At 68.6% G+C, this 22,630-nt stretch carries 27 protein-coding genes; 19 read left to right on the plus strand and 8 right to left on the minus strand.

The window, feature by feature from the left end:
• Nucleotides 1-75 precede the first annotated feature (75 nt).
• The 8 genes from rlmB to SCI24_RS12585 all read left to right on the plus strand — a co-directional run bounded on the left by rlmB (nucleotide 76) and on the right by SCI24_RS12585 (nucleotide 5,335).
• Complete coding sequence (gene rlmB / locus SCI24_RS12550; RefSeq protein WP_318725728.1) at nucleotides 76-819, plus strand: 23S rRNA (guanosine(2251)-2'-O)-methyltransferase RlmB; 744 nt, start codon at nucleotides 76-78, stop codon at nucleotides 817-819.
• Nucleotides 820-998: 179 nt separating this feature from the next.
• Entirely contained in the window at nucleotides 999-1,370 is a 372-nt protein-coding gene (gene rpsF / locus SCI24_RS12555) for a 30S ribosomal protein S6 (protein ID WP_040185479.1), read from the plus strand.
• A gap of 33 nt (nucleotides 1,371-1,403) precedes the next feature.
• Complete coding sequence (gene rpsR / locus SCI24_RS12560) at nucleotides 1,404-1,631, plus strand: 30S ribosomal protein S18 (RefSeq protein ID WP_013333281.1); 228 nt, start codon at nucleotides 1,404-1,406, stop codon at nucleotides 1,629-1,631.
• A gap of 13 nt (nucleotides 1,632-1,644) precedes the next feature.
• The gene (locus SCI24_RS12565) at nucleotides 1,645-2,496 is read left to right on the plus strand and encodes a hypothetical protein (RefSeq protein WP_318725729.1); all 852 of its coding nucleotides are present in this window, start codon (nucleotides 1,645-1,647) and stop codon (nucleotides 2,494-2,496) included.
• A gap of 16 nt (nucleotides 2,497-2,512) precedes the next feature.
• Nucleotides 2,513-2,959: a 50S ribosomal protein L9 gene (gene rplI / locus SCI24_RS12570; protein WP_318725701.1), complete on the plus strand. Its 447-nt coding sequence runs from the start codon at nucleotides 2,513-2,515 to the stop codon at nucleotides 2,957-2,959.
• Nucleotides 2,960-3,145: 186 nt separating this feature from the next.
• Complete coding sequence (gene dnaB, locus SCI24_RS12575; RefSeq protein ID WP_318725702.1) at nucleotides 3,146-4,534, plus strand: replicative DNA helicase; 1,389 nt, start codon at nucleotides 3,146-3,148, stop codon at nucleotides 4,532-4,534.
• A gap of 70 nt (nucleotides 4,535-4,604) precedes the next feature.
• Complete coding sequence (locus SCI24_RS12580; protein ID WP_040185486.1) at nucleotides 4,605-4,898, plus strand: hypothetical protein; 294 nt, start codon at nucleotides 4,605-4,607, stop codon at nucleotides 4,896-4,898.
• A 134-nt stretch (nucleotides 4,899-5,032) separates the two neighbouring features.
• Nucleotides 5,033-5,335 carry a DUF6482 family protein gene (locus SCI24_RS12585; protein WP_318725703.1) on the plus strand — a complete coding sequence of 101 codons (303 nt, stop codon included), beginning with the start codon at nucleotides 5,033-5,035 and terminating at the stop codon, nucleotides 5,333-5,335.
• Nucleotides 5,336-5,337: 2 nt separating this feature from the next.
• Here the strand turns inward: SCI24_RS12585 and SCI24_RS12590 are convergent, their stop codons facing one another.
• Complete coding sequence (locus tag SCI24_RS12590) at nucleotides 5,338-5,745, minus strand: DUF393 domain-containing protein (RefSeq protein ID WP_318725704.1); 408 nt, start codon at nucleotides 5,743-5,745, stop codon at nucleotides 5,338-5,340.
• Entirely contained in the window at nucleotides 5,742-7,340 is a 1,599-nt protein-coding gene (locus SCI24_RS12595) for a cryptochrome/photolyase family protein (RefSeq protein WP_318725705.1), read from the minus strand. Before SCI24_RS12595 ends, SCI24_RS12590 begins: the two co-directional genes overlap by 4 nt.
• Before the next feature lie 113 nt (nucleotides 7,341-7,453).
• On the opposite strand from SCI24_RS12595, the gene hemH reads away from it, so the two are divergent.
• Nucleotides 7,454-8,542 carry a ferrochelatase gene (hemH, locus tag SCI24_RS12600; RefSeq protein WP_318725706.1) on the plus strand — a complete coding sequence of 363 codons (1,089 nt, stop codon included), beginning with the start codon at nucleotides 7,454-7,456 and terminating at the stop codon, nucleotides 8,540-8,542.
• A gap of 68 nt (nucleotides 8,543-8,610) precedes the next feature.
• Here the strand turns inward: hemH and SCI24_RS12605 are convergent, their stop codons facing one another.
• From SCI24_RS12605 to SCI24_RS12630, 6 genes are read right to left on the minus strand one after another with little or no spacing between them, the layout of a single operon-like run.
• The gene (locus SCI24_RS12605) at nucleotides 8,611-9,003 is read right to left on the minus strand and encodes a Na+/H+ antiporter subunit G (protein ID WP_318725707.1); all 393 of its coding nucleotides are present in this window, start codon (nucleotides 9,001-9,003) and stop codon (nucleotides 8,611-8,613) included.
• An 8-nt stretch (nucleotides 9,004-9,011) separates the two neighbouring features.
• Nucleotides 9,012-9,281 carry a K+/H+ antiporter subunit F gene (locus SCI24_RS12610; RefSeq protein WP_250059830.1) on the minus strand — a complete coding sequence of 90 codons (270 nt, stop codon included), beginning with the start codon at nucleotides 9,279-9,281 and terminating at the stop codon, nucleotides 9,012-9,014.
• Nucleotides 9,275-9,772 (minus strand): Na+/H+ antiporter subunit E, encoded by a 498-nt coding sequence (locus SCI24_RS12615; protein WP_318725708.1) that lies wholly within the window; start codon nucleotides 9,770-9,772, stop codon nucleotides 9,275-9,277. The genes SCI24_RS12610 and SCI24_RS12615 overlap by 7 nt, the downstream gene beginning before the upstream one ends.
• Entirely contained in the window at nucleotides 9,769-11,277 is a 1,509-nt protein-coding gene (locus tag SCI24_RS12620) for a monovalent cation/H+ antiporter subunit D (RefSeq protein WP_318725709.1), read from the minus strand. The genes SCI24_RS12615 and SCI24_RS12620 overlap by 4 nt, the downstream gene beginning before the upstream one ends.
• Nucleotides 11,274-11,618, minus strand: coding sequence for a Na+/H+ antiporter subunit C (locus tag SCI24_RS12625; protein ID WP_106230575.1), 345 nt, complete (start codon nucleotides 11,616-11,618; stop codon nucleotides 11,274-11,276). Before SCI24_RS12625 ends, SCI24_RS12620 begins: the two co-directional genes overlap by 4 nt.
• A complete protein-coding gene (locus tag SCI24_RS12630; RefSeq protein ID WP_318725710.1) occupies nucleotides 11,618-14,452 on the minus strand; it encodes a monovalent cation/H+ antiporter subunit A in 2,835 nt (944 codons plus the stop codon). Before SCI24_RS12630 ends, SCI24_RS12625 begins: the two co-directional genes overlap by 1 nt.
• A gap of 262 nt (nucleotides 14,453-14,714) precedes the next feature.
• Between SCI24_RS12630 and SCI24_RS12635 the strand changes: the two genes are divergently transcribed.
• The 10 genes from SCI24_RS12635 (at nucleotide 14,715) to SCI24_RS12680 (ending at nucleotide 22,567) form a co-directional block, all read left to right on the plus strand.
• Nucleotides 14,715-17,048, plus strand: a complete 2,334-nt coding sequence (locus tag SCI24_RS12635) for a putative monovalent cation/H+ antiporter subunit A (RefSeq protein WP_318725711.1) — start codon at nucleotides 14,715-14,717, stop codon at nucleotides 17,046-17,048.
• Nucleotides 17,041-17,475, plus strand: a complete 435-nt coding sequence (locus SCI24_RS12640; RefSeq protein WP_318725712.1) for a Na+/H+ antiporter subunit B — start codon at nucleotides 17,041-17,043, stop codon at nucleotides 17,473-17,475. The genes SCI24_RS12635 and SCI24_RS12640 overlap by 8 nt, the downstream gene beginning before the upstream one ends.
• Before the next feature lie 9 nt (nucleotides 17,476-17,484).
• Nucleotides 17,485-17,832, plus strand: a complete 348-nt coding sequence (locus SCI24_RS12645) for a Na+/H+ antiporter subunit C (RefSeq protein WP_106230571.1) — start codon at nucleotides 17,485-17,487, stop codon at nucleotides 17,830-17,832.
• Nucleotides 17,829-19,364, plus strand: coding sequence for a Na+/H+ antiporter subunit D (locus SCI24_RS12650; protein WP_318725713.1), 1,536 nt, complete (start codon nucleotides 17,829-17,831; stop codon nucleotides 19,362-19,364). Before SCI24_RS12645 ends, SCI24_RS12650 begins: the two co-directional genes overlap by 4 nt.
• Nucleotides 19,361-19,834, plus strand: a complete 474-nt coding sequence (locus SCI24_RS12655) for a Na+/H+ antiporter subunit E (protein WP_318725714.1) — start codon at nucleotides 19,361-19,363, stop codon at nucleotides 19,832-19,834. Before SCI24_RS12650 ends, SCI24_RS12655 begins: the two co-directional genes overlap by 4 nt.
• Nucleotides 19,835-19,852: 18 nt before the next feature.
• Complete coding sequence (locus SCI24_RS12660) at nucleotides 19,853-20,122, plus strand: monovalent cation/H+ antiporter complex subunit F (RefSeq protein ID WP_318725715.1); 270 nt, start codon at nucleotides 19,853-19,855, stop codon at nucleotides 20,120-20,122.
• A complete protein-coding gene (gene mnhG, locus SCI24_RS12665; protein WP_318725716.1) occupies nucleotides 20,115-20,519 on the plus strand; it encodes a monovalent cation/H(+) antiporter subunit G in 405 nt (134 codons plus the stop codon). The genes SCI24_RS12660 and mnhG overlap by 8 nt, the downstream gene beginning before the upstream one ends.
• Before the next feature lie 154 nt (nucleotides 20,520-20,673).
• Nucleotides 20,674-20,826, plus strand: coding sequence for a DUF2256 domain-containing protein (locus tag SCI24_RS12670; protein ID WP_318725717.1), 153 nt, complete (start codon nucleotides 20,674-20,676; stop codon nucleotides 20,824-20,826).
• Nucleotides 20,823-22,115, plus strand: a complete 1,293-nt coding sequence (locus tag SCI24_RS12675; RefSeq protein WP_318725718.1) for a DASH family cryptochrome — start codon at nucleotides 20,823-20,825, stop codon at nucleotides 22,113-22,115. Before SCI24_RS12670 ends, SCI24_RS12675 begins: the two co-directional genes overlap by 4 nt.
• Nucleotides 22,115-22,567: a DUF3429 domain-containing protein gene (locus tag SCI24_RS12680; RefSeq protein WP_318725719.1), complete on the plus strand. Its 453-nt coding sequence runs from the start codon at nucleotides 22,115-22,117 to the stop codon at nucleotides 22,565-22,567. Before SCI24_RS12675 ends, SCI24_RS12680 begins: the two co-directional genes overlap by 1 nt.
• The last annotated feature ends 63 nt before the right edge of the window (nucleotides 22,568-22,630 follow it).

Genomic DNA, 22,630 nt, shown 5'->3' on the forward strand with positions numbered 1-22,630 from the left:
CAGCAGGGCAGGGCCCGGCGACATCCGGGAAGGGAGGCGCCTCGCGCGCCGGCCCCGCCCGGGGGGCTCGAGGCGGTGTTCGGCGTGCATGCGGTGCGGGCGCTGCTCGACCGCGGCGAGGTGCCCCGCGAGGTCTGGGTCCAGGAGGGCAGCGCCGGTGCGCGCCTGGCCGAGCTGGTCGAGCAGGCCCGGCGGGGGGGCGCACGTCTCCACTCCCGCCCCCGGGACGAGCTCGACCGCCTCGCCCAGGGCGCCGCCCACCAGGGCATCATCGCCTTCGCCACGCCGCTCGCCTTCGAGGGCGAGACCTCGCTGTGGATGAGGCTCGAGGGCTGGCCCCATGAGGCCCCCCCGCTGCTGCTCGTGCTCGACGGTGTCACCGACGTCCACAACTTCGGCGCCTGCCTGCGCAGCGCCGATGCCGCCGGGGTGCACGGGGTGGTCGTGCCCAAGGACAGGGCGGCGCCGCTCAATGCCATGGTGCGCAAGGTGGCCTGCGGGGCCGCCGAGAGCATGCCCGTCTACCAGGTCACCAACCTGGCCCGCGCCATGGCCAGGCTCAAGGAGCTCGGCGTCTGGATCACCGGCACCGCCGGCGAGGCCGAGTCGAGCCTCTTCGAGGCCGACTTCAGCGGCCCCACGGCGCTGGTGATGGGGGCCGAGGGGAAGGGCATGCGGCGTCTCACCCGCGAGGCCTGCGATACCCTGGTCAAGCTGCCCATGGCCGGCAGCGTCTCCAGCCTCAACGTCTCGGTGGCCACCGGCATCTGCCTGTTCGAGGCGGTCCGCCAGCGCCAGGCGCGCGCGCCGGGCAACTGAGCGACGCCCGCCTTGCCAGTCGAGCCCTGGATCATTAGAATACCTGCGCCCGCTCGTCCTGCGAGCGGGTCTTCCTGTCTTCTGACTTCTGACAACCCGTCTTTAGACAATCACTCCTTGCTTCCCCTGAGCGACACGAGGTCGCCACTGCGGAAGCTGCCAAACCGCAAGGAGATCCCATGCGTCACTACGAGATCGTCTTCATGGTCCATCCGGACCAGAGCGAGCAGGTCCCGGCCATGGTCGAGCGCTATACCGGCCTCGTCACCGAGAACGGCGGTACCGTGCATCGCCTCGAGGATTGGGGCCGTCGCCATCTGGCCTACCCGATCAACAAGATCCACAAGGCTCACTACGTGCTGATGAACGTCGAGTGCAGCGGCGAGACCCTCGACGAGATCGAGAACATCTTCCGCTTCAACGACGCCATCATCCGCAGCCTGGTGGTTCGTGCCAAGGAAGCCGTCACCGAGGCCTCACCGATGATGAAGCCGGTGGAAGAGAAGCGTGTGCGTCGCGACGAGAAGCCGCGCAGCACCGAATCCGCCTGAGCCATCCCCTCGCACCTCTGAAGGAGTCTTCCCATGGCACGCTTTTTCCGTCGCCGCAAGTTCTGCCGTTTCACCGCCGAAGGCGTGAAGCAGATCGACTACAAGGATCTGGACACGCTCAAGGCCTACGTCACCGAGACCGGCAAGATCGTTCCCAGCCGCATCACCGGGACCAAGGCCCGTTACCAGCGCCAGCTGTCCACCGCGATCAAGCGGGCACGCTACCTGGCGCTGCTGCCCTACACCGACAGCCACCAGTAAAGCACCGCGCGTGATGTTGCCCGTCGCCCGCTGGATGATGCGCGGCACGCCCCACGCCGCCGCCGGGGCGGCCGTGGCCACCGCGATTCCCTGGCTGTTCTGGCTGGGGGCCGCTGTGGCAGGCCTGGTCACCCTGCGACACGGCCTGGCCGCGTCGCTGCCGGTGATCATCGCCGCGGCCGTGCCGGCCGGCTGGTGGTGGACCCAGGGGGACGTCATCCCGCTGGCCAGCGTCCTGCTGGTGGTGCTGATGGCGGTGGTGCTGCGCGCCCGGCTGCGCTGGAGCGAGGCGCTCCTCGCCGGCACCCTGGCGGGGGCGGCGATGATCCAGCTGGACATCTTCCTGCCGCCGGGCGGGGCTGGGCCGGTACTGGAGCAGCTGCGCCAGGGCTCGCCGGACATCGCGGCGATGCTCGCCGAGCTCTCCCGCCAGGGCATGGACACCGAGCAGCTGGCGGGCCTGCTGATCAGCGGCGTGACCGCGCTGATCGTGCTGCTCGCCGCCGTGGCCTGCCTGGCCCTGGCGCGCGGCTGGCAGGCCGGGCTCTACAACCCCGGCGGATTCCGCGAGGAGTTCCACGGCCTGCGCCTGGCGCCCCGTGAGCTCGCTGTGCTGGTGGTGCTCGGGGTACTGGGGGCCGTGCTGGCGCTCCCGGCCCTGGGCATGCTGGCCTGGGTGCCGCTGCTGGTGGCCGGCATCGCGCTGGTGCATGGTTTTATCGGATTGAAGGGAATGAACGGGCTGTGGCTGGTCGCCTTCTATGTGCTGCTGATCACCACCTGGCCCATGATTCTCATCGTGCTGCTTGCGGCCTTCATCGACACGTTCGCGGACTTCCGCGGACGACTGGCCCGCAGCCACTGACAAGAGGTTTACGAGAATGGACGTCATTCTGCTCGACAAGATTGGCAAGCTGGGCGGTCTGGGTGACCAGGTCACCGTCAAGCCCGGCTACGGCCGCAACTACCTGGTGCCCTACGGCCTGGCCGTGCCGGCCACCAAGGAGAACATCGAGGCCTTCCAGGCCCAGCGTGCCGAGCTCGAGGCCCAGGCCGCCGAGCGCAAGGCCGTGGCCGAGGCGCGTGCCGAACAGCTCAACGACATCGAACTGTCGCTGGTCGCCAAGTCAGGCGATGAGGGCAAGTTGTTCGGCTCGATCGGTCCGCGTGACCTGGCCGAGGCCATCTCCAGCGCCGGGATCGAGGTCGCCAAGAGCGAAGTGCGCATGCCGCAGGGGCCGATCCGCCAGACCGGCGAGTACGACATCGACCTGCACCTGCATGCCGAAGTCGATGCCACCGTGCGTGTGGTGGTCGTGGCCGAGTAAGGCCAGCGCGACGGCACGCCCGCCGGGCGTGCCTCGACAGGGAGGGGGCAAGGAGTGAATCCTTGCCCCCTTTTCGTGTCGTGCGTCGTGTCATCAATTCGCCTTGTCGTCCTGCCTCGGGCATGGGGTCGGGGCGAGCCATCGCGTAGAATGAGCCTGCCCCTTTCCCCTGAAGGTCCGCGCACCATGAATGAACCCCTCGCCCTCGACCGGGAAACCGCCGCCCTCAAGGTGCCGCCGCATTCGCTGGAGGCCGAACAGTCGGTGCTCGGTGGCCTGATGCTCGACAACCAGGCCTGGGACAACGTGGCAGACCGCCTGATGGCGGATGACTTCTATCGCTACGAGCACCGCCTGATCTTCAACGTCATGTCGAACCTGGCCGAGGCTGAACGGCCCCTGGACGTGGTGACCCTCTCCGAGGCGCTGGAGGGGCGCGACCAGCTCGATACCGTGGGGGGGCTGGCCTATCTGGCGGAACTGGCCAGGAACACGCCCTCGGCGAGCAATATCCGCGCCTATGCCGATATCGTTCGCGAGCGCGCCACCCTGCGCAAGCTGATCCGTGCGGCCAGCCAGATCGCCGACGGCGCCTTCAGCCCCCAGGGGCGCCCCGCCGACGAGTTGGTCGACGAGGCCGAGCGGCTGGTGTTCCAGATCAGCGAGGAGCGCCCCAAGTCGGGGGGGCCGATCGGCATGAGCGAGCTGCTGACCAAGGCGGTGGATCGCATCGACGAGCTGTTCAACATGCAGGGCGAGATGACCGGGCTCTCCACCGGCTTTCGCGACCTGGACGAGATGACCTCGGGGCTGCAGCCCTCGGACCTGGTGATCATTGCCGGCCGGCCCTCCATGGGCAAGACCACCTTCGCCATGAACCTGGTCGAGCATGCGGTGATCTCGAGCGACAGGCCGGTGATGGTCTTCTCCATGGAGATGCCCGCCGACTCGCTGATGCTGCGCATGCTCTCCTCGCTGGGTCGCATCGACCAGACCCGGGTGCGGACCGGCCAGCTGGAGGACGAGGACTGGCCGCGGCTGACCTCGGCGGTCAACCTGCTCAAGGACAAGCAGCTGTTCATCGACGACACCGCCGCGCTGTCGCCCAGCGAGATCCGTTCTCGCGTCCGCCGGGTGGTGCGCGAGCACGGCAACCTGTCGCTGATCATGGTCGATTACCTGCAGCTGATGCAGATCCCCGGCTTCTCCGAGAACCGCACCGGCGAGATCTCCGAGATCTCCCGCTCGCTCAAGGGCATCGCCAAGGAGTTCGGCTGCCCGGTGGTGGCACTCTCCCAGCTCAACCGCTCCCTGGAGCAGCGTCCCAACAAGCGCCCGGTGATGTCGGACCTGCGCGAGTCCGGGGCCATCGAGCAGGATGCCGACATCATCGGCTTCGTCTATCGTGACGAGGTCTACAATCCGGATAACCCCGACAATCAGGGCTTGGCCGAATTCATCATCGGCAAGCAGCGTAACGGCCCCATCGGCACCGTGCACATGGCGTTCATCGGCAAGTACACCCGCTTCGAGGACCTGGCGCCGGACAGCTACCGCGAGGCCTTCGGCGAGTGACGGCGCCCTTGAGTCCCGCGACCGGCCCCGTATAATGCCGAGCCCTCGAATCACACAGGAAGGAGGCAGCATGGCAGGCGGATTCCGACGCGGCAATCGCCGGCGCACCCCGAAGCTCGAGGGGCGCGGCGAGCTCCAGTCGATGGAGCGTGAAGGCCCCTTCAAGGAGTGGTTGGGCATGCCCGACCTCTACCGCTACCACCTGGTGGTGGACGGCGAGGCGTACAGCTACCAGACCGAGGACGCCGAGCTGCCGGTCCAGGTCGGCGACCGTGTGGTGTTCCGCTACAAGGAGACCAAGGCCGGCAATTGGGTGGACCGCAACTCCCTGGGCAAGGCGATCGATCCTTCCGAATATCAGTAGGTCCGGAACCTGACGAAGCGGTCAGGGTCACAGCAAGATAACGTCGACGACACGATACCGTCATCGGGTGCAGTCAGGCTGTGCCCGATCGTGTATCTCGACATCATCGACCCGGACATCAGGAGGAAGGACCCATGGAATTCCAGGAACTGAAAGCCTTCGTGGCTCGCCACGACAACTTCGAGATCCGCGTGATCGGCCATGCCGGCAGCAGGTTCTACCAGGTGGAGCTGGAGGATATGGAGGGGCAGCGCCACATGCTGAGCCGCGCCGCCAAGCCGGTGCTGTTCCGCTCGCTGGATGACGTCTACCTCGAGCTCAAGCGCGCCGGCATCCATCGCGCCTACCTGGTCCAGCAGGTGCCCCACGACGAGATGATCGGGCGCGAGGCCCACTATCAGGACCCGCTGACCTCGCGCATGCCGCTGGTCTTCTGACCCTACCCCTCCTCCCTGGCCTGCCGCCGCCGCTGCAGCCAGCGCCCCAGGCGCACCCGGCGGCGGGCGAACCATCCATACCCCGCATCCATCAGCCCCGCGATCCCCGGCAGGGTGCTCAACCACACCAGCCGCCGGTAGCCCAGCACTGCGTAGAGCGCCCGGCTGGCATCCATGCCGATGTACCAGCGGTTGCCGGCATCGCGGACGTGCAACTTGCCCATCATCGCCTCGAAGGTGGTGCCGAGGGCCGCCGCGTTGAAGTCCGGTGACTGGATATCCACCAGCCTGACCCGCGCGCGGCGCGGATGGCGCGCCAGCCAGGCCACCTCGCGCTGGCAGAGCGGGCAGTGACCATCATGGTAGAGGGTCGCCGGGGCGCGGGCCTCGAGGGTCTCGCGTGGGGTCATGGTGTCGTCTCCCGTGGGGGTGCGTAGCCCGCCCGGTGGGGGCCCTGGCCATGGGTGGGTGAACAGGCGGGCGCGGTGTCGAGCCGTGCCAGGAAGGCCTCGGCCTGCTCCCGCAGGGCCGCGCGCCTGTCGTCGCTCATTCGCCGAAGACTGCCGTAGATCAGTTTCATGCGCGGGTTGGCAGAGAGGGTGTCTGCGTGGCGTTCGAGGAAGGCCCAGTAGAGGCTGTTGAAGGGGCAGGCGTCGGGGCCCGTGGCCCGCTTCGGGTCATAGCGGCAGTGCCGGCAGTGGTCCGACATGCGGTCGATATACTTCCCCGAGGCGCAGTAGGGCTTGGAGCCCATCAGGCCCCCGTCGGCATGCAGCACCATCCCTAAGGTGTTGGGCAGCTCCACCCATTCGCAGGCATCGGCGTAGACCGCCAGGTACCAGTCGCAGAGCGCCTCGGGGGCCACGTCGCAGAGCAGGGCGAAGTTGCCGGTGACCATCAGCCGCTGGATATGATGGGCATAGGCATGGTTGTGGGTCATCTCGATGGCGCGTCTCAGGCAGCGCAGGTCGGTGTCGCCGCTCCAGAAGGCGGCGGGCAGACCACGGCTCGCCCCCAGGGCGTTGCCACGCTTGTAGTCGGGCATTCGCGTCCAGTAGAGGCCTCGCACATACTCCCGCCAGCCCAGCACCTGGCGGATGAAGCCCTCCACGGAATTGAGCGGCGCGCGTCCCTCGAGATACTCTCGTTCCACCGCCTCGCACACCTCCCGTGGCGAGAGCAGGCCCAGGTTGAGGGCCGCGGAGAGCCGCGAATGGAAGAGGAAGGGCTCGGCGTCGTGGATGGCGTCCTGGTAGCGGCCGAAGTCGGGGAGCAGGTGCTCGAGAAAATGGCGCAGGTCACCCAGGGCCTGGCGGCGGGTGACCGGCCAGTGGAAGGTGTCGAGGGTGCCGAAGTGCGCTCCGAAATGCTCCGCCACCAGCGCCAGCACGTCATCCGTGACGGCGTCATGGTGGTGGTTCGGCGGGTCGGGAACCTCCAGCGTTGCGGGCAGCGGCTGGCGATTGTCATGGTCGAAGTTCCATCGGCCGCCTGCCGGCTTGCCGTCCTCCATCAGCAGGCCAGTGCGCTGGCGCATCATCCGGTAGAAGTGCTCCATCCGTGGCGCCTTGCGCTTCCGGGCCCAGGCGGCGAAATCCTCCGGCGTCGTGAAGAAGCGGTCATCCTCGATCAGGCGCCAGGGCAGGGCAGCGTCCTCGCGCTCGCGCATCACCTGCCACAGCCGCCACTCGCCGGGGCGCACCACGCGGACCTCGTCGCAGCTGTAGAGGACGGCCAGGCGCTCTGCCTCGTCGACCAGCCCCTGGGCATTGTCCGGGTCGTCCAGGGCGCTGTAGTGCACCCGGTGGCCCCGGTCGCGAAGCTCGGCGGCGAAGTGGCGCATGGCGGAGAGGATCAGGGCGATCTTCTGGGGATGGTGGGGCACATAGGTGCCCTCGGCGGCCACCTCGCACAGCGCGACCACCGTGTCGTCCGGCAGGTCGCGCAGGCTTGCCATGGTGTGGCTCAGCTGGTCGCCGAGCAGCAGCACGAGCGGTCGAGACATGATCCCTTTCCCAAGTTGTACAAATCCTTTTCATAGTACAACTTCATCCCACCCCGGGCGAGCGGGCTGTTAGACTGGGACCCAATGACTCATCGACCCCTAGGAGCTCGCGCATGACCCCCCAGAATCCGGACACGGCCTCCCCCGACCTGGATGCACCGGGCAGCGGCCGGCTGGCCCATGCCCCGGCCGACCACCCCAAGGTGGCCAGGCCGAAGGTCGGCGTGGTGCTCGCCAACCTGGGCACGCCGGATGCTACCGACTACTGGTCGATGCGCCGCTACCTGAGCGAATTCCTCTCCGACAAGCGGGTGGTCGACTACCCGGACTGGAAGTGGCAGCCGCTGCTGCAGCTGATCATCCTCTCGCGTCGCCCCTTCAAGTCCGGTGAGGCCTATCGCGGCATCTGGAATACCGAGAAGGACGAGAGCCCGCTGCTGACCATCACCCGGGAGCAGACCCGCAAGGTCGCGGCCGGGCTCCACGCGCAGTACGGCGAGGATGTGGTGGTGGACTTCTGCATGCGCTACGGCAATCCCTCCACCGACAGCGTGCTCAAGCGCATGCAGGCCGCGGGCTGCGAGCGGATCCTCTTCTTCCCGCTCTATCCGCAGTACGCCTCGCCGACCACGGCCACCGCCAACGACCAGGCCTTCCGCACCCTGATGGCGCTCAAGTGGCAGCCCGCGATTCGTACCGTGCCCGCCTACTTCGAGCATCCCGCCTACCTGGATGCCCTGGCGAATTCGGTGCGCGAGGCCTACGACGCCGCCGAGACGCCCCCCGAGGTGCTGGTGGTCTCCTACCACGGGGTGCCCAAGCGCTACCTGCTGGAGGGGGACCCCTACCACTGCCAGTGCCAGAAGACCACGCGCCTGCTGCGCGAGCGGCTGGGCTGGGAGGAGGGAGCGATCCAGACCGCCTTCCAGTCCAAGTTCGGCCCCGAGGAGTGGGTGGGGCCGGCCACCGTGGAGCACGTCGCCGAGCTGGCCCGCCAGGGCAGGAAGCACATCGCGGTGGTGTCGCCGGCCTTCTCGTCGGACTGCGTGGAGACCCTGGAGGAGATCGAGGAGGAGATTCGTGACGCCTTCATCGAGGCCGGTGGCGAGACGTTCACCTACATCCCCTGCCTGAATGATCGCGACGACCATGTCGCCGCGCTGCTCTGGATCATCGACAACGAGCTGGGCGGCTGGGTGTAGGCCCAGCCACGCCTCGTCGGTTCCCTTCCATCCTGCCTCGGGCCCGCCATCGGCGGGCCCGTTCTACATCAGCCGTGGCCGCGATCGGGGTGGGGCACCGGCTTCTCGCCGATCTCCTCGGGGCGCAGCTCGGGCGGGTTGCCGCGGGTCTTGTCCTCGTGTCGCAGCTGCAGGTGCAGGCCGGTCTTGGCCAGCAGGTGGGCGCTGACCGGGGCGGTGATGAACAGGAACAGCGTGATCAGCATCTCCTGGATGACGGGCTTGCCGTCGATCACCCAGAAATAGAGCATCGAGGCCACCAGCATGCAGCCGATCCCCAGGGTGGTGGCCTTGGTGGGACCGTGCAGGCGCATGTAGAAGTCGCGCAGGTGGGCCATGCCCAGCGATCCGATGAAGGCGAAGGCGCCCCCGGCGACCAGCAGGAAGGCGATCACGCCCTCGAGAAGCACGTACAGCGTCATGGGGCCTCCTATTCGATGATGTCGCCGCGCAGCAGGTACTTGCAGACCGCCACGGTGCTGATGAAGCCGAGCATGGCGATCAGCAGCGCCGACTCGAAGTAGGTCTTGGTGTTCAGCCACAGTCCCATCAGCACGATCAGCGCGATGGAGTTCACGTACATGGTGTCGAGCGCCAGGATCCGGTCCGGCATGTCCGGCCCCACCGTCAGGCGATAGACGTTGAGCAGCAGGGCCGCCACTACCAGGGCCATGCTGGTCCACAGGGCAATGTCTAGCATTCGTAGATCTCCTTCAGCGGCCGCTCGTAGCGTTCGCGGATATGCGCGATCAGCGCTTCCTCGTCCTCGACGTCCAGGGCATGGATCAGCAACGTCCGGCCGTCCAGGCGCAGGTTGGCCGATACCGTGCCCGGGGTCAGGCTGATGGTGTTGGCCAGCAGGGTGATGGTGAAGCGGTCCTCCAGCATCAGCGGGTATTCCACGAAGTGGGGGCGCAGCCGGCGCCAGGGATTGACGATCAGCCAGGCCACCTCGATGTTGGCGACGAGGATGTCGCCGAGCACGCGCAGCACGAAGCGCAGCAGCTTCCAGGGCCTGGCCACATGGGGCTGGGCATCCCAGAACCGGTGGGTGGCCAGCGGGATCACCACCGCCAGGAAACCACCCAGCAGGAGCTGGCCGAAGGCGGTACTGCGCACCAGCAGCAGCCAGACCGCCAGCAGCAGGATCGACAGCAGTGGCGTCGGCAGCCAGGGACGGGGCTTGATCATGGCGTGCCTCCGGCGTCGTTCATCAGGGCGTCGACCACCACCTGGGGGTTGGCCAGCTGGTCGGCGGTGGCTCGGGTGTAGTCGCTCACCGGGCCGGCCAGGGCCACCAGCAGCGGCGAGGCGCCCAGCAGCCAGGCGACCCCAAACCACTGGCGCCGCGGCAGGGGCAGGCCCATCGGCTCCCCCTGGCTGCGCCAGAACAGCGTGGAACCGGCCCGGGACAGGGCGACCAGCGCGCACAGGCCGGTGCCCAGCAGGAGCGGCCACAGCCAGGCGCGCTGGCCGCCCTCGGCGGCCGCCATCATCAGGGCCTTGCCGATGGCCCCGGAGAGCGGGGGCACGCCGGCCACCGCCACGGCACCGACGAAGAACAGCCCGGCCAGCCAGCCGCCCTGATGCAGGGGGCGGCCCTTGACCAGGCGGGTGCCGGCCTTGCCCCGCTGCAGGCCGATCAGCTCGGCCAGCAGGAAGAGACCGCCGGTGATCAGGGTGGTGTGGATCAGGTAGTAGAGCAGGGCGGAGACGGCGGCCGGCGAGCCCATGCCGATGCCGGCCAGCAGGGTGCCCACCGAGACCAGCACCAGGTAGGCCACCAGCAGGCGCAGGTCACGGGCCGCGAGCACGCCGACCCCGGCCGCCGCCAGGGTGCCCAGTGACAGCCACCACACCCAGGCCTGCTCGAGGTCCGCCAGCGGCCCGGCATGCTCGCCGAAGACCAGGGAGTAGACCCGCAGGATGGCGTAGATGCCGACCTTGGTCATGATGGCGAACAGCGCCGCCACCGGCGCAGGCGCGGCGGCGTAGGCCCGCGGCAGCCAGAAGTAGAGCGGCAGGATCGCCGCCTTGAGGCCGAACACCACCAGCAGCATCAAGCCGCCGGCGGTGACCAGCCCGGCCCGCTCGGCGGGCAGCTCACCGAGGCGCACCGCCATGTCGGCCATGTTGAGGGTGCCGGTGGCGCCGTAGAGCACGCCCACGGCGATCAGGAACAGCGAGGAGCCGGCCAGGTTGAGCACCACGTAGTGCACCCCGGCCTGGATGCGCGCCTTGCCGCCGCCGTGCAGCAGCAGGGCGTAGGAGGCGAGCAGCAGCACCTCGAAGAACACGAAGAGGTTGAACAGGTCACCGGTGAGAAAGGCGCCGTTGATGCCCATCAGCTGCCACTGGAAGAGGCCGTGGAAGTTGCTGCCGCGCTCGTCGTCGCCGGCACAGGCGAACACCACCGCCCCCAGGGCGAGCACCGCGCTGAGCAGCACCATCAGCGCTGAGAGGCGGTCGAGAACCAGCACGATGCCGAAGGGCGGCTGCCAGCCACCCAGCGCATAGTAGGTGACCTCGCCGCCGGCGGCACGGGCCACCAGGGCGATGCCGACCACCACCAGCAGGGCCGTGGCGGCGACCCCGACCAGGCGCTTGGCCCGGGTGGCCCCCTGGCGGCGATAGAGCAGCAGGATGCCGGCGACCAGCGGCAGCACCACGGGCAGGACGATCAGGTGCTGCATCACGGGCGGCCCTCCCCGTCTTCATGCTTGCGGCCGTCGACATGGTCGTTGCCCGCCTCGCTGCGCGCGCGCATGGCCAGGATCACCACGAAGGCGGTCATGGCGAAGCCGATCACGATGGCGGTGAGCACCAGCGCCTGGGGCAACGGGTCGGCATAGTCCGCCGGCCCGTCGAGGATGGCGGCGCCATCGGTGGTCAGCCCGCCCATGGAGAACAGGAAGAGGTTGACCGCATAGGAGAGCAGGGTGAGGCCGACCACCACCGGGAAGGTGCGGCCGCGCAGGACCAGATAGAGCCCGCAGGCGGTCAGCACGCCGGTGGTGATGGCGTAGAGGCTTTCCATCAACGTTTCTCCTTGCCGGGTCGCGAGGGGGGGGCGGTGTCGAAGCTGCTGGCGGCTTCCTTGGCCGGGCGGTGGGGTGTGGTGACCTTGCCCAGGTTGGCGAGGATCATCAGCGTGGCGCCCACCACGGCGAGGTAGACGCCGAGGTCGAAGAGCATGGCGGTGGCCAGTTCGAAGTCGCCGACCAGCGGCAGGTGGAAGTGACCGAAGGCCGAGGTCAGGAAGGGGTGGCCGAACAGCCAGCTGCCGAGCCCCGTGAGGGTGGCGACGGCCACTCCGGCGATCGCCACCGGCTGGTAGGGGAAGTCGAGGCGCTGCTGGGTCCACTCCACGCCGCGGGCCATGTAGAGCAGGATCAGCGCCACGGCGGTGACCAGGCCGGCGATGAAGCCGCCGCCGGGCTGGTTGTGGCCGCGCAGGAAGATGAAGGCCGATACCAGCAGGGCCAGTGGCAGCAGGGCCATGGAGATGGAGGTGAGGATCGCTGGATAGCGGTCCGGCGACCAGAGGCGGCCCTCGCCGTCGCTGTGCGGCATGAACAGCCGCAGCCGGTTGAGCAGCTTGAAGATCGCCAGGCCCGCCAGCGCCAGCACGGTGATCTCGCCCAGGGTATCGAAGCCGCGGAAGTCGACCAGGATGACGTTGACCACATTGTGGCCGCCGCCGCCGGGCACGCTGTTCTCCAGGAAGAAGCCGGAGATGGGCGCATTGTCCCGCGTCAGCACCGCATAGTTGAGGCTGGCGACCACCATGCCCAGGGCGCCAGCCAGCACCGCGTCGCGCAGGCTGCGGCGATTCGAGGACTCCCGGGGCGTCTTCTGGGGCAGGAAGAACAGCGCCAGCATCAGCAGGATCATGGTCACCACCTCCACCGAGAGCTGGGTCAGCGCCAGGTCGGGCGCGGAGAAGCGGGCGAAGGTCAGGGCGACCACCAGGCCCACCACCGAGAGCATCAGCAGCGAGATCAGGCGGTAGCGGTGGGTGGCGGCGGTGGCGATGCCGCCGAAGATCAGCAGGCCGGCGCCCAGCAGCAGGATGCCGTCGAGGGGCTGGTTGCCCTTGCTGCCGGTGAGCAGCGGCATGCCCGCGAGGCCCAGGCTCCCCATCACCAGTGCGGCCAGCAGTAGCCAGGTCATGTAGCGCTGCAGCGAGCCGCCGTCGAAGCGTGCCAGGCCCACCTCGGCGCCACGTCCCAGCCGCTGCACGGCGGCCTCGAACACCAGGCGGGCATCCACCGGGCGGAAGCCCTTGAGGAAGCGGCGCAGGTCGGGGTGGCGCCAGTAGGTCGCCACGCCTGCGACCAGCGCCACCAGGCTCATCATCAGCGGCAGGTTGACGCCGTGCCAGATCGCCAGGTGGAACGTGAACGTCTCGCCCAGCACCGGTGCCAGCGCCAGGCCGAGCAGCCCCTCCGCCAGCACCGGGGCCAGTCCCACGACCACGCAGAGCACCACCAGCAGTACTACCGGGGCGCGCATCGGCCAGGGCGGCTCGTGGGGCGACTTCGGCGGCGCCTCGCGGGCCGGCCTGAAGAAGACCGCATGCACCAGGCGCAGCGAGTAGGCCACCGAGAGGATGCCACCCAGGGTGGCGAGTACCGGCAGCAGCCAGCTCAGCCCGCCCAGCACCGGGCTCTCCAAAGTCTCGGTGAAGAACATCTCCTTGGAGAGGAAACCGTTGAGCAGCGGCACCCCGGCCATGGCGGCGCCCGCCACGCTGGTCAGTACCGCGGTGACCGGCATGGCCCGGCGCAGGCCCCCCAGGCGGCCAAGTTCCCGGGTGCCGGTCTCGTGGTCGATGATGCCCGCGCTCATGAACAGCGCCGCCTTGAAGGTGGCGTGGTTGAGGATATGGAAGAGCGCCGCGAGCACGGCCATGGGCGTGCCGATGCCCAGCAGCACGGTGATCAGCCCCAGGTGGCTGACCGTGGAGAAGGCCAGGATGCCCTTGAGATCGGTCTTGAGCAGGGCGAACCAGGCGCCGTAGAGCAGCGTCGCCATGCCGACCAGCGAGACGATGACCGACCACAGCTCGCTGCCGGCGATGGCCGGGTGCAGGCGCGCCATCAGGAAGATGCCGGCCTTGACCATGGTTGCCGAGTGCAGGTAGGCGGAGACCGGGGTCGGCGCGGCCATGGCATGGGGCAGCCAGAACTGGAAGGGGAACTGCGCCGACTTGGTGAAGGCGCCGAGCAGCACCAGCACCAGCATCAGCGGATAGCGCGGGTCGGCGAGGATGGCGTCGCCGCTTTCGAGCACCACGTTCATGTCGTAGCTGCCGACCATCTCCCCCAGCAGCAGCAGGCCGGCGAGCAGCGCCAGGCCGCCGGCACCGGTCACGGTCAGCGCCATGCGCGCCCCCTTGCGGGCGTCGCTGCGGTGCGACCAGAAGCCGATCAGCAGGAAGGAGGAGATGCTGGTGAGTTCCCAGAAGAGCCACAGCAGCAGCAGGTTGTCGGCCATCACGATGCCGACCATGGAGGCCATGAACAGGATCAGGTAGGCGTAGAAGCGCCCGAAGGGCTCCTCCGGCGTCAGGTAGTAATGCGCGTAGAGCAGGATCAGCAGGCCGATCCCGATGATCAGCAGGTTGAACAGCAGCGACAGGCCATCGAGCCGGAAGGCCAGGTCGAGGCCCAGGGTGGGCACCCAGTCCACGGCGAAGCGCAGCGCCTCGCCGGCCGCCAGGGCCGGCAGCTGGCCGATCATCAGCACCAGCGCCAGGGCGGGCAGCAGCGCGGTGGCCAGGGAGCAGAAACGTCGCCCGCGTCGCTCGGTGAACGCGGGCACCAGCACCCCCAGCAGGGGTAGCAGGGCTATCCACAGCAATGTCATCGATCGGTCATCCTGCGCGGGTCCGTAAACGGGGAGGGCATAGCGTGCCCGCAGGACAGGATGACGCAAGCGACATGCGGTCGCATCCCCTCCCTGGGTCGGGTCGCCCCCCCCATGGCTTGGCACCTTCCCACTCTAACGCAAAGGGAACTCGCTCGCCGCCTCCTTGCCTTTCAACACCTTGTCTCTATAGAGTTGATCGTTCTAATCGGCGGGGCGGCGACGATGCCGCGCTCGCCGTCACGACAGGGGAGGGCGCCTGATGCAACTGGCCGTGCTGGGAGGCTTCGTGGTGGCGGGGATGGCCCCGCTGCTGCATCACTGGTTCGGGGCCCGGACGCCGCTGGTGATGGCCCTGCTGCCCGCCTCCCTGGCGGCCTGGCTGCTCGGCCACTGGCCAGCGGTCGCCTCCGGTGAGGTCCTGCTGCTGGAGTGGGCCTGGGTGCCGGGGCTCGACATCACCCTGACCTTCCTGATCGACGGCCTCGCCTGGCTGTTCGCCATGCTGATCACGGTGATCGGCGCCCTGGTGCTGGTCTACTCCGGGGAGTACCTGCGCGGCCATCGCGACCTGCCGCGCTTCCTGGTGGTGATCACCGCCTTCATGATGTCGATGCTGGGCCTGGTGCTGGCCGACAACCTGGTCACGCTCTTCGTGTTCTGGGAGCTGACCAGCATCACCTCCTACCTGCTGATCGGCTTCAACCACACCGACCTCGCCGCCCGCAAGGCAGCGCTCCAGGGGCTCTTCGTCACCGTGGGCGGCGGCCTGGCGCTGCTTGCCGGCTTCGCCATGCTCGCGGTGGCCGGCGACAGCTGGTCGCTGGCCGAGCTCACCGACCGCGGCGAGCTGCTGCGCGAGCATGCGCTCTATACGCCGCTGCTGGTCTGCGTGCTGCTGGGCGCCTTCACCAAGTCGGCGCAGTTCCCCTTCCACTTCTGGCTGCCCAACGCCATGGCGGCCCCCACGCCGGTCTCGGCCTACCTGCACTCGGCGACCATGGTCAAGGCGGGGGTCTACCTGCTCGCCCGGCTGCATCCCGCCCTGGGCGGCACCGATGGCTGGGTGGTCACCCTCTCGCTGGTGGGTGCGTTGACCATGGCCACCGGCGCCTTTCTGGCGATCCAGCACACCAACGTCAAGAAGCTGCTGGCCTACTCCACGGTGATGGCGCTGGGCGCCCTGACCATGCTGCTCGGCATCGGCACCGAGGGGGCGCTGGTCGCCTTCGTGGCCTTCCTGCTGGCCCACTCGCTCTACAAGGGGGCGCTGTTCATGGTGGCTGGCATCCTCGACCACGAGACTGGCACCAAGGACGTCACCGCCATGGGAGGGCTGCGGCGGGTGATGCCGCGGACGGCCCTGGTAGCCGGGATTGCAGCGCTGTCGCTGGCCGGGCTGCCGCCCCTGCTGGGCTTCGTGGGCAAGGAGCTGATGTTCGCGTCGGTGCTCGAGGCCAGCGCCTGGCGCCCCCTGATCCTGCTGCTCGCCTTCACTGCGGCCTTCCTGACCCTGGCCGTGGCGGCCATCGTCGCCCTGCGCCCCTTCTTCGGTGCCCCCCGCGAGACCCCGCGGGCGCCCCATGAAGCGCCACATGGCATGCTCGCGGGGCCCGCCCTGCTGGCCCTGCTGTCGCTGACCTTCGGCCTGGCGCCGGGCCTGCTCGACCCCCTGGTGGGCGCCACCGTGGCCGGCATCGGGACAGGCGCCGGGGCCGAGGTGCACCTGGCGCTGTGGCACGGCGTCAACCTGCCGCTGCTGCTGTCGCTGGCGAGCCTGGCGCTTGGCCTGCTGGCCTATCGCCACTGGGACCTCCTGCGGGCCCGGCTGGCACGCCTCGAGCCGCTCATGGCCCGCGGCCCGGAGGCCGGCTATGAGGCGCTGATGGCCGGCCTGGTGAGCGTTGCCGAATGGCAGACCCGCATGCTGCAGAACGGGCAACTCCGCAACTACCTGGTGGTGACCCTGCTGGTGCTGGTGGGCCTGGTCGGCCATGCGCTCTTCTTCCGCCACACCTTCACGCTCGACATCGCCCTGGCGGTCTACTTTCACGAGGCCGTGGTCGCCGGCCTGATGATTGCCGGTGCCGTGGCGGCCTGCGTGATGCGCTCGCGACTGGCAGCGGTGGCCGCGCTGGGCGTCATGGGCTTCTCCATCGCCCTGACCTTCGTGCTGTTCAGTGCCCCGGACCTGGCGATCACCCAGCTGCTGGTGGAGACCCTGACGGTGATCCTGCTGGTGCTGGTGCTGTTCCGCCTGCCGCGCTTCGCCACCCTTTCCACGCCTACCGAGCGGCTGCGCGACCTGGCGGTGGCGAGCCTCAGCGGCGGCCTGATCACCCTGCTGATGCTCGCGGTGCTCTCCGGCGAGCGGCTGCCGCGGATCTCGGACTACATGGTCGCCAACAGTCAGCCGCTGGGCCATGGCCACAACATCGTCAACGTCATCCTGGTCGACTTCCGGGCGCTGGACACCCTGGGCGAGATGTTCGTGCTGGCGCTGGCGGCCATCGGCGTCTATGCCATGCTGCGCTTCCATGCCGAGGCGTACGATGCCCGGCGCCAGGCGCCGCCGCGGGAGAGAGACGATGGTTAGATCCGGTACGCTGATCCTCAATGTGGCGGCGCGGCTGCTGCTGCCGCTGCAGCTGATGTTCTCGCTGTTCCTGCTGCTGCGCGGGCACGACGAGCCGGGGGGCGGCTTCATCGCCGGCCTGGTGGCGGCGGGGGCCTTCGCGCTCTACCTCTTTGCCCGCGGTCGTCGCGCCCTGAGCGAGATGCTCAAGGTCTCGCCCCGCGACCTGGTCGGCATGGGACTGCTGCTCGGGGTGGCCGCGACCCTGCCCGCCTGGTGGGTCGGCGAGCCCTTCTTCACCGCCCAGTGGTGGACCATCCCGGTCATCGACTTCAAGGCCTCGACGCCGCTGATCTTCGATATCGGCGTCTACCTGGTAGTGGTGGGCTCGGTGCTCACGGCGATCACCGCGCTGGTCAAGACCGATCAGGAAGACGACGAACGCTAAGGAGGCTCCATGGAGCCCTTGATGGCCATCACCATCGGCGTCCTGTTCGCCGCCGCCATCTACATGATGCTGCGCCGCTCCATCGTCAAGCTGGTGATCGGGCTGATGCTGCTCTCCAATGCCGCCAACCTGCTGATCTTCGCCACGGCGGGCATGGTGCGCGGCGCGCCGCCGCTGGTCCCGCAGGGCCTGACGGCGCCGGAGGGGGCGGTGGCGGACCCGCTGCCCCAGGCGCTGGTGCTCACCGCCATCGTCATCGCCTTCGGGGTGCTGTCGTTCGCCGTGGTGCTGGTGCGTCGCGCCTGGGAGATCGTGCGTGCCGATGACCTGGACAAGATGAAGGATACCGACACGTGAACCCCCAGATCGCGCTGCCCATCCTCATCCCGCTGCTGGCGGGGGCCGTGTCGCTGGTCTTCTGGCGCTCGCGAAGCATGCAGCGCTTCGTCGCCGTGGCAGGTACCGCCGCTCTGCTGCTGACCAGCCTGTGGCTGCTGGCCACGGTCAACCGCGACGGCATCCTGGTGATGCACATGGGCGGCTGGCCGGCGCCCTTCGGCATCAGCCTGGTGGCCGACCTGCTGGGGGCGATCATGGTGGTGCTCACCGGCATCATCGGCTTCGCCGTGGCGCTCTTCTCGCTGGCCACGGTAGGGCGCGGCCACGAGGCCTACGGCTACTTCCCGCTGATGCACCTGCTGCTGGCCGGGGTCGCCGGGGCCTTCCTCACCGGCGACATCTTCAACCTCTATGTCTGGTTCGAGGTGATGCTGGTGGCCTCCTTCGCGCTGCTGATCCTTGGCAGCGAGAAGGCGCAGATGGAGGGGGCGATCAAGTATGTCACCCTCAACCTGGTCTCCTCGGTGATCTTCCTGGTCGCGGTGGGGCTGCTCTACGGCATGGTGGGCACGCTCAACATGGCCGACATCGCCCGTCGCCTGGCGACCCTGGAGGACGACGGCATGGTCGATGTGCTGGCGATGATGTTCATGGTCGCCTTCGGCATCAAGGCGGCGGCCTTCCCGCTGTTCTTCTGGCTGCCGGCCTCCTACCACACCCCGCCGGTGGCCGTCTCGGCGCTGTTCGCCGGCCTGCTGACCAAGGTCGGGGTCTATGCGCTGTTCCGGGTGTTCACCCTGATCTTCCACCAGAGCCCGGGCTATACCCACGAGATCCTGCTGTGGGGGGCGGGGTTCACCATGCTCTCCGGGGTGCTGGGGGCGGCGGCGCAGTTCGAGTTCCGGCGCATCCTGTCGTTCCATATCGTCAGCCAGATCGGCTACATGATCCTGGGGCTGGCGCTGTTCACGCCCCTGGCGATCATCGGCGGGGTCTTCTACATCATGCATCACATCATCGTGAAGACGAATCTCTTCCTGGTGAGCGGCATCGTCCACCGGCTGCGCGGTACCTACCAGCTGAAGTCGCTGGGCGGCTTCTATCGCAGCCACCCGTGGCTGGCCGTGCTGTTCCTGATCCCGGCGCTGTCGCTGGCCGGGATGCCGCCCCTGTCCGGTTTCTTCGCCAAGTTCATCGTGATCCGTGCCGGCATCGAGGCACAGGCCTACGGGGTGACCTTCATCGCCCTGCTGGTGGGGCTGCTCACCCTCTATTCGATGATCAAGATCTGGGCCGAGGTGTTCTGGAAGTCGACGCCACCGGAGGGCGACGTCGACCCCTATCCGGAGGTCGCGTCGCGTGAGATGTGGCTGATGGCCGCGCCGGTGGTCGGCCTGGCGCTGTGCACCCTGTTCATCGGCCTCAATGCCGAGCCCATCTATGCCCTGGCCGAGGCCTCGGCCGGCCAGCTGCTGGCGCCCGAGCGCTACATCGAGGCGGTTCTTGGATCAGGAGCAGAGCCGGGCGAGGCCGGGGAGGTGATGCCATGATCGGGGCCGCCTGGAACCTGCTGCTGGGCTTCGCCTGGGTGGTGCTTACCGGCGACTTCAGCGGCCTCAACCTGCTCGCCGGCCTGACCTTCGGCTACCTGGTGCTGGCGCTGATCCAGCCCCAGGTGCCGGCATTGGCCGGGCACGCGCAGCGGCTGCCGCGGCTCGTGCGCTTCGTCGGCTTCTTCCTCAAGGAGCTGGTGATGGCCAACCTCAAGGTCTCCTACGACATCGTCACTCCCCCCTGGTACATGAAGCCGGGGGTGATCGCCATGCCCCTGAAGGCCCGCACCGAATTCGAGATCGCCTTCGTCGCCAACCTGATCTCGCTGACGCCGGGCACCCTGAGCCTGGATGTCTCCGACGATCGCCGCGTACTCTACATCCACGCCATGTTCCTGGACGACGAGCCGGAACTCAGGCGCAGCCTGGCGGAGCTGGAGCGCCGGGCGCTGGAGCTCTTCCATTAGTGCAAGGAGGTGACCCCCGTGTCGACCGTAATCCTGTTGAGCCTGGCGGTGATGGCCCTGGCGCTGTGCCTGGCCTTCGTGCGCCTGTTCCGCGGGCCCAGCCTGCCGGACAGGGTGGTGGCCCTGGAGCTCTTCTCGTCGGTCCTCGTCGGCATCATCGGTGTGGTCGCCATCGCCACCGACGTGCCGAGCCTGCTCGACGTGGCCATCGTCATGGCGCTGATGGCGTTCATGGCCGCCATCGGTTTCGCCCGCTTCCTGGAGCGCGGGGGGCCCCGCGATGATTGAGTTCCTCAAGGGCGGGCTGATACTGGCCGGGTCGATCTTCATGTTCCTGGCGGCGCTGGGGGTGGTGCGCCTGCCCGATTTGCTGACCCGGATGCACGCCACCACCAAGGCCGCGACCCTGGGGGCCACCCTGATCATGCTGGCAGTGGCGATGCACTTCGCCCAGGTAGCGGTGGTAGCGCGGGCCCTGGGCGTGATCCTCTTCATCCTGATGACCGCTCCCGTGGCCGCCCACGTGATCGGTCGTGCCGGCTACTTCGTCGGCTCCCGGCTCTGGGGAGGCACCGTCAAGGATGAGCTCAAGCCGAACTACGACCCCCTGACCCACGAGCTGAAGAGCGGGATGGAGACCGAGCGCAACGCACGTCGCGAGCCCGGCGGGACGGGCGGCTCCTGACTCGGGTCTGCCAGGGTCTGTGATCGCGGGGCCGCCTTCGGGCGGCCCTTCTTTATGGGTCTCCTTCGCTGGGTCGCCCGAGGCGGCAGCAGGCGGTATTATTTGTACAGATGCTGTACTATTACTTGACGCTGTCCATGTTCGAGGTTGCCCCATGCATCGCAAGCCGCATCTTCCGCACAAGGCCTGCGCGCAGTGCGCGCGCCCCTTCGCCTGGCGACGCAAGTGGGCCCGCTGCTGGGAGGAGGTTCGCCACTGCAGTGAACGCTGCCGCCGTGAGGCAGGGCGACGGGAGGACGCGCCATGAGCCGGATGCTGGTATGGCTGCGTAACGACCTGCGCCTGGCCGACAACCCCCTGTTCCACTTCTCGATGCCGCCCGAGTCACTGCTCTGCGTCTACGTGCTGGACGATGCCTGGCTGACTCCCTTGCCCGGTCTCGATGCGTCGCGGATCGGGTCGGCGCGCCTGCAGTTTCTCTGGCAGAGCCTGATCGAGCTACGCGGTGAGCTGCTAAAGCGTGGCAGTGACCTGCTGGTGCGCATCGGCGACCCCGTCGATGCGGTAGCGGAGTTGGTCGTCGAGCATGGCATCGATGAGATCCGGGTACGCGCCGATGCCGGCTGGGAGGAGAGGCAGGCCACCGCGCGACTGGCCGAGCGGCTGGGCAATGCCGTGACCCTTTCCCGCCAGGACGCCGGCACGCTGCTCGACGAGGCCGCCCTGCCCATGGCGGTGGACGACATGCCCTCCAGCTTCTCGGCGTTTCGTCGCCGGGTGGAGCGGGCCTGGTCGGTCCCCGGCGCCGTCCCGGCGCCGGTGACCCTGCCTGACTGGCCAGCGGGTGCCCCGCGCGGCTTCCCGCCTCTGGACAAGGTCTGCGCTCGGGCGGCCGTCTGGGCCCCGGACCGTCGCGGCGACTTTGCCTTTGCCGGCGGCGAGGCGGCGGGCTGGTCGCGGCTCGATCACTACCTCTGGGAGAGCGGCGCCGTGGCGCGCTACAAGCAGACCCGCAACGGCCTTGCCGGTGACTTCTCCACCCGGCTCTCGCCCTGGCTGGCCCAGGGTTGCCTCTCGGCGCGCCAGGTACACGATGCGGTGCGTGCCTGGGAGGCCAGGCACGGCGCCAGCGACTCGAGCTACTGGCTGGTCTTCGAGCTGCTGTGGCGCGACTACTTCCACTGGGCGGCGCGGCAGGAGGGTGCTGCACTGTTCGGCGGGCGTGAGCTTCCGGTCCCCGGCGAGAGCTTTTGCGCCTGGCGTGATGGCCACACCGGCGTGCCCCTCGTGGATGCCGCCATGCGCGAGCTGGCCGCCACCGGCTGGCTTTCCAACCGGGCGCGCCAGAACGCGGCGAGCTACCTGGTGCATGATCTCGGCGGGGACTGGCGTCTGGGCGCGGCCTGGTTCGAGCACTGCCTGGTCGACCACGATGTGGCCAGCAACTGGGGCAACTGGCGTCACCTGGCCGGGGTGGGGCGCGACACCCGGCCACGTGTACTGGACGTCCAGGACCAGGCCGGGCGCTACGATCCCGACGGTACCTATGCGGCCCTCTGGGCGCCCGCCGTCGCTGCCCCGGTGGGGGAACCATGATGCGGGTCGCGATCCCTGCGCTGCCGCTGTGGCTCGGCCTGGCCGGCCTGCTGCCCTTCCTGGCGAGCGTGGCGGCGGCATGGCTGGCGCCCGTCGCCTGGCAGGTCGTCGCCGTGCGGGCCTTCCTGGGCTACGGCGCGGTGATCCTCTCCTTCCTCGGTGGGGTGCAGTGGGGCGTGGCGATGTGCCGGGAGCACCCCGGCGAGGCCGCCTTCCGATGGCGCATGCTGCTCGCCATGGTCCCGAGCCTGGTCGCCTGGACCGCGCTGCTGCTCCACCCGCTCACCGGCGCCTGGGTGCTGGCCTTCGGCTTCGTGCTGGTTCGCCTCCATGAGCTCTCCCGGGAGGGCGGGGCGCGGCTGCCCAGCTGGTACCAGTCCCTGCGCATGCCCCTGACCCTGGTCGTGCTGGCCTGTCATGCGCTGCTGATCTGGCGGCTCTGGGGGAGCTGAACGGGCTGGCCTGGCGGCCGGTTCTGGGCGATGATCGGGCGGATCATGGAAACGTCCTGCAGG

This window comes from Halomonas sp. (genome assembly GCF_033549285.1).
GTDB lineage: Bacteria > Pseudomonadota > Gammaproteobacteria > Pseudomonadales > Halomonadaceae > Halomonas.

Bases quoted from the DNA above. Each gene is read 5' to 3' on its own strand.
- SCI24_RS12670 (WP_318725717.1), top strand. From the start codon at position 20,674: ATGCATCGCAAGCCGCATCTTCCGCACAAGGCCTGCGCGCAGTGCGCG.
- dnaB (WP_318725702.1), top strand. From the start codon at position 3,146: ATGAATGAACCCCTCGCCCTCGACCGGGAAACCGCCGCCCTCAAGGTG.
- rpsR (WP_013333281.1), top strand. From the start codon at position 1,404: ATGGCACGCTTTTTCCGTCGCCGCAAGTTCTGCCGTTTCACCGCCGAA.
- hemH (WP_318725706.1), top strand. From the start codon at position 7,454: ATGACCCCCCAGAATCCGGACACGGCCTCCCCCGACCTGGATGCACCG.
- rpsF (WP_040185479.1), top strand. From the start codon at position 999: ATGCGTCACTACGAGATCGTCTTCATGGTCCATCCGGACCAGAGCGAG.
- SCI24_RS12655 (WP_318725714.1), top strand. From the start codon at position 19,361: ATGATCGGGGCCGCCTGGAACCTGCTGCTGGGCTTCGCCTGGGTGGTG.
- SCI24_RS12675 (WP_318725718.1), top strand. From the start codon at position 20,823: ATGAGCCGGATGCTGGTATGGCTGCGTAACGACCTGCGCCTGGCCGAC.
- SCI24_RS12610 (WP_250059830.1), bottom strand. From the start codon at position 9,281: ATGCTAGACATTGCCCTGTGGACCAGCATGGCCCTGGTAGTGGCGGCC.
- SCI24_RS12625 (WP_106230575.1), bottom strand. From the start codon at position 11,618: ATGGAAAGCCTCTACGCCATCACCACCGGCGTGCTGACCGCCTGCGGG.
- SCI24_RS12645 (WP_106230571.1), top strand. From the start codon at position 17,485: ATGGAGCCCTTGATGGCCATCACCATCGGCGTCCTGTTCGCCGCCGCC.
- SCI24_RS12590 (WP_318725704.1), bottom strand. From the start codon at position 5,745: ATGACCCCACGCGAGACCCTCGAGGCCCGCGCCCCGGCGACCCTCTAC.
- rplI (WP_318725701.1), top strand. From the start codon at position 2,513: ATGGACGTCATTCTGCTCGACAAGATTGGCAAGCTGGGCGGTCTGGGT.
- SCI24_RS12640 (WP_318725712.1), top strand. From the start codon at position 17,041: ATGGTTAGATCCGGTACGCTGATCCTCAATGTGGCGGCGCGGCTGCTG.
- SCI24_RS12595 (WP_318725705.1), bottom strand. From the start codon at position 7,340: ATGTCTCGACCGCTCGTGCTGCTGCTCGGCGACCAGCTGAGCCACACC.
- mnhG (WP_318725716.1), top strand. From the start codon at position 20,115: ATGATTGAGTTCCTCAAGGGCGGGCTGATACTGGCCGGGTCGATCTTC.
- SCI24_RS12635 (WP_318725711.1), top strand. From the start codon at position 14,715: ATGCAACTGGCCGTGCTGGGAGGCTTCGTGGTGGCGGGGATGGCCCCG.
- SCI24_RS12615 (WP_318725708.1), bottom strand. From the start codon at position 9,772: ATGATCAAGCCCCGTCCCTGGCTGCCGACGCCACTGCTGTCGATCCTG.
- SCI24_RS12680 (WP_318725719.1), top strand. From the start codon at position 22,115: ATGCGGGTCGCGATCCCTGCGCTGCCGCTGTGGCTCGGCCTGGCCGGC.
- SCI24_RS12605 (WP_318725707.1), bottom strand. From the start codon at position 9,003: ATGACGCTGTACGTGCTTCTCGAGGGCGTGATCGCCTTCCTGCTGGTC.
- SCI24_RS12585 (WP_318725703.1), top strand. From the start codon at position 5,033: ATGGAATTCCAGGAACTGAAAGCCTTCGTGGCTCGCCACGACAACTTC.
- SCI24_RS12565 (WP_318725729.1), top strand. From the start codon at position 1,645: ATGTTGCCCGTCGCCCGCTGGATGATGCGCGGCACGCCCCACGCCGCC.
- SCI24_RS12630 (WP_318725710.1), bottom strand. From the start codon at position 14,452: ATGACATTGCTGTGGATAGCCCTGCTACCCCTGCTGGGGGTGCTGGTG.
- SCI24_RS12580 (WP_040185486.1), top strand. From the start codon at position 4,605: ATGGCAGGCGGATTCCGACGCGGCAATCGCCGGCGCACCCCGAAGCTC.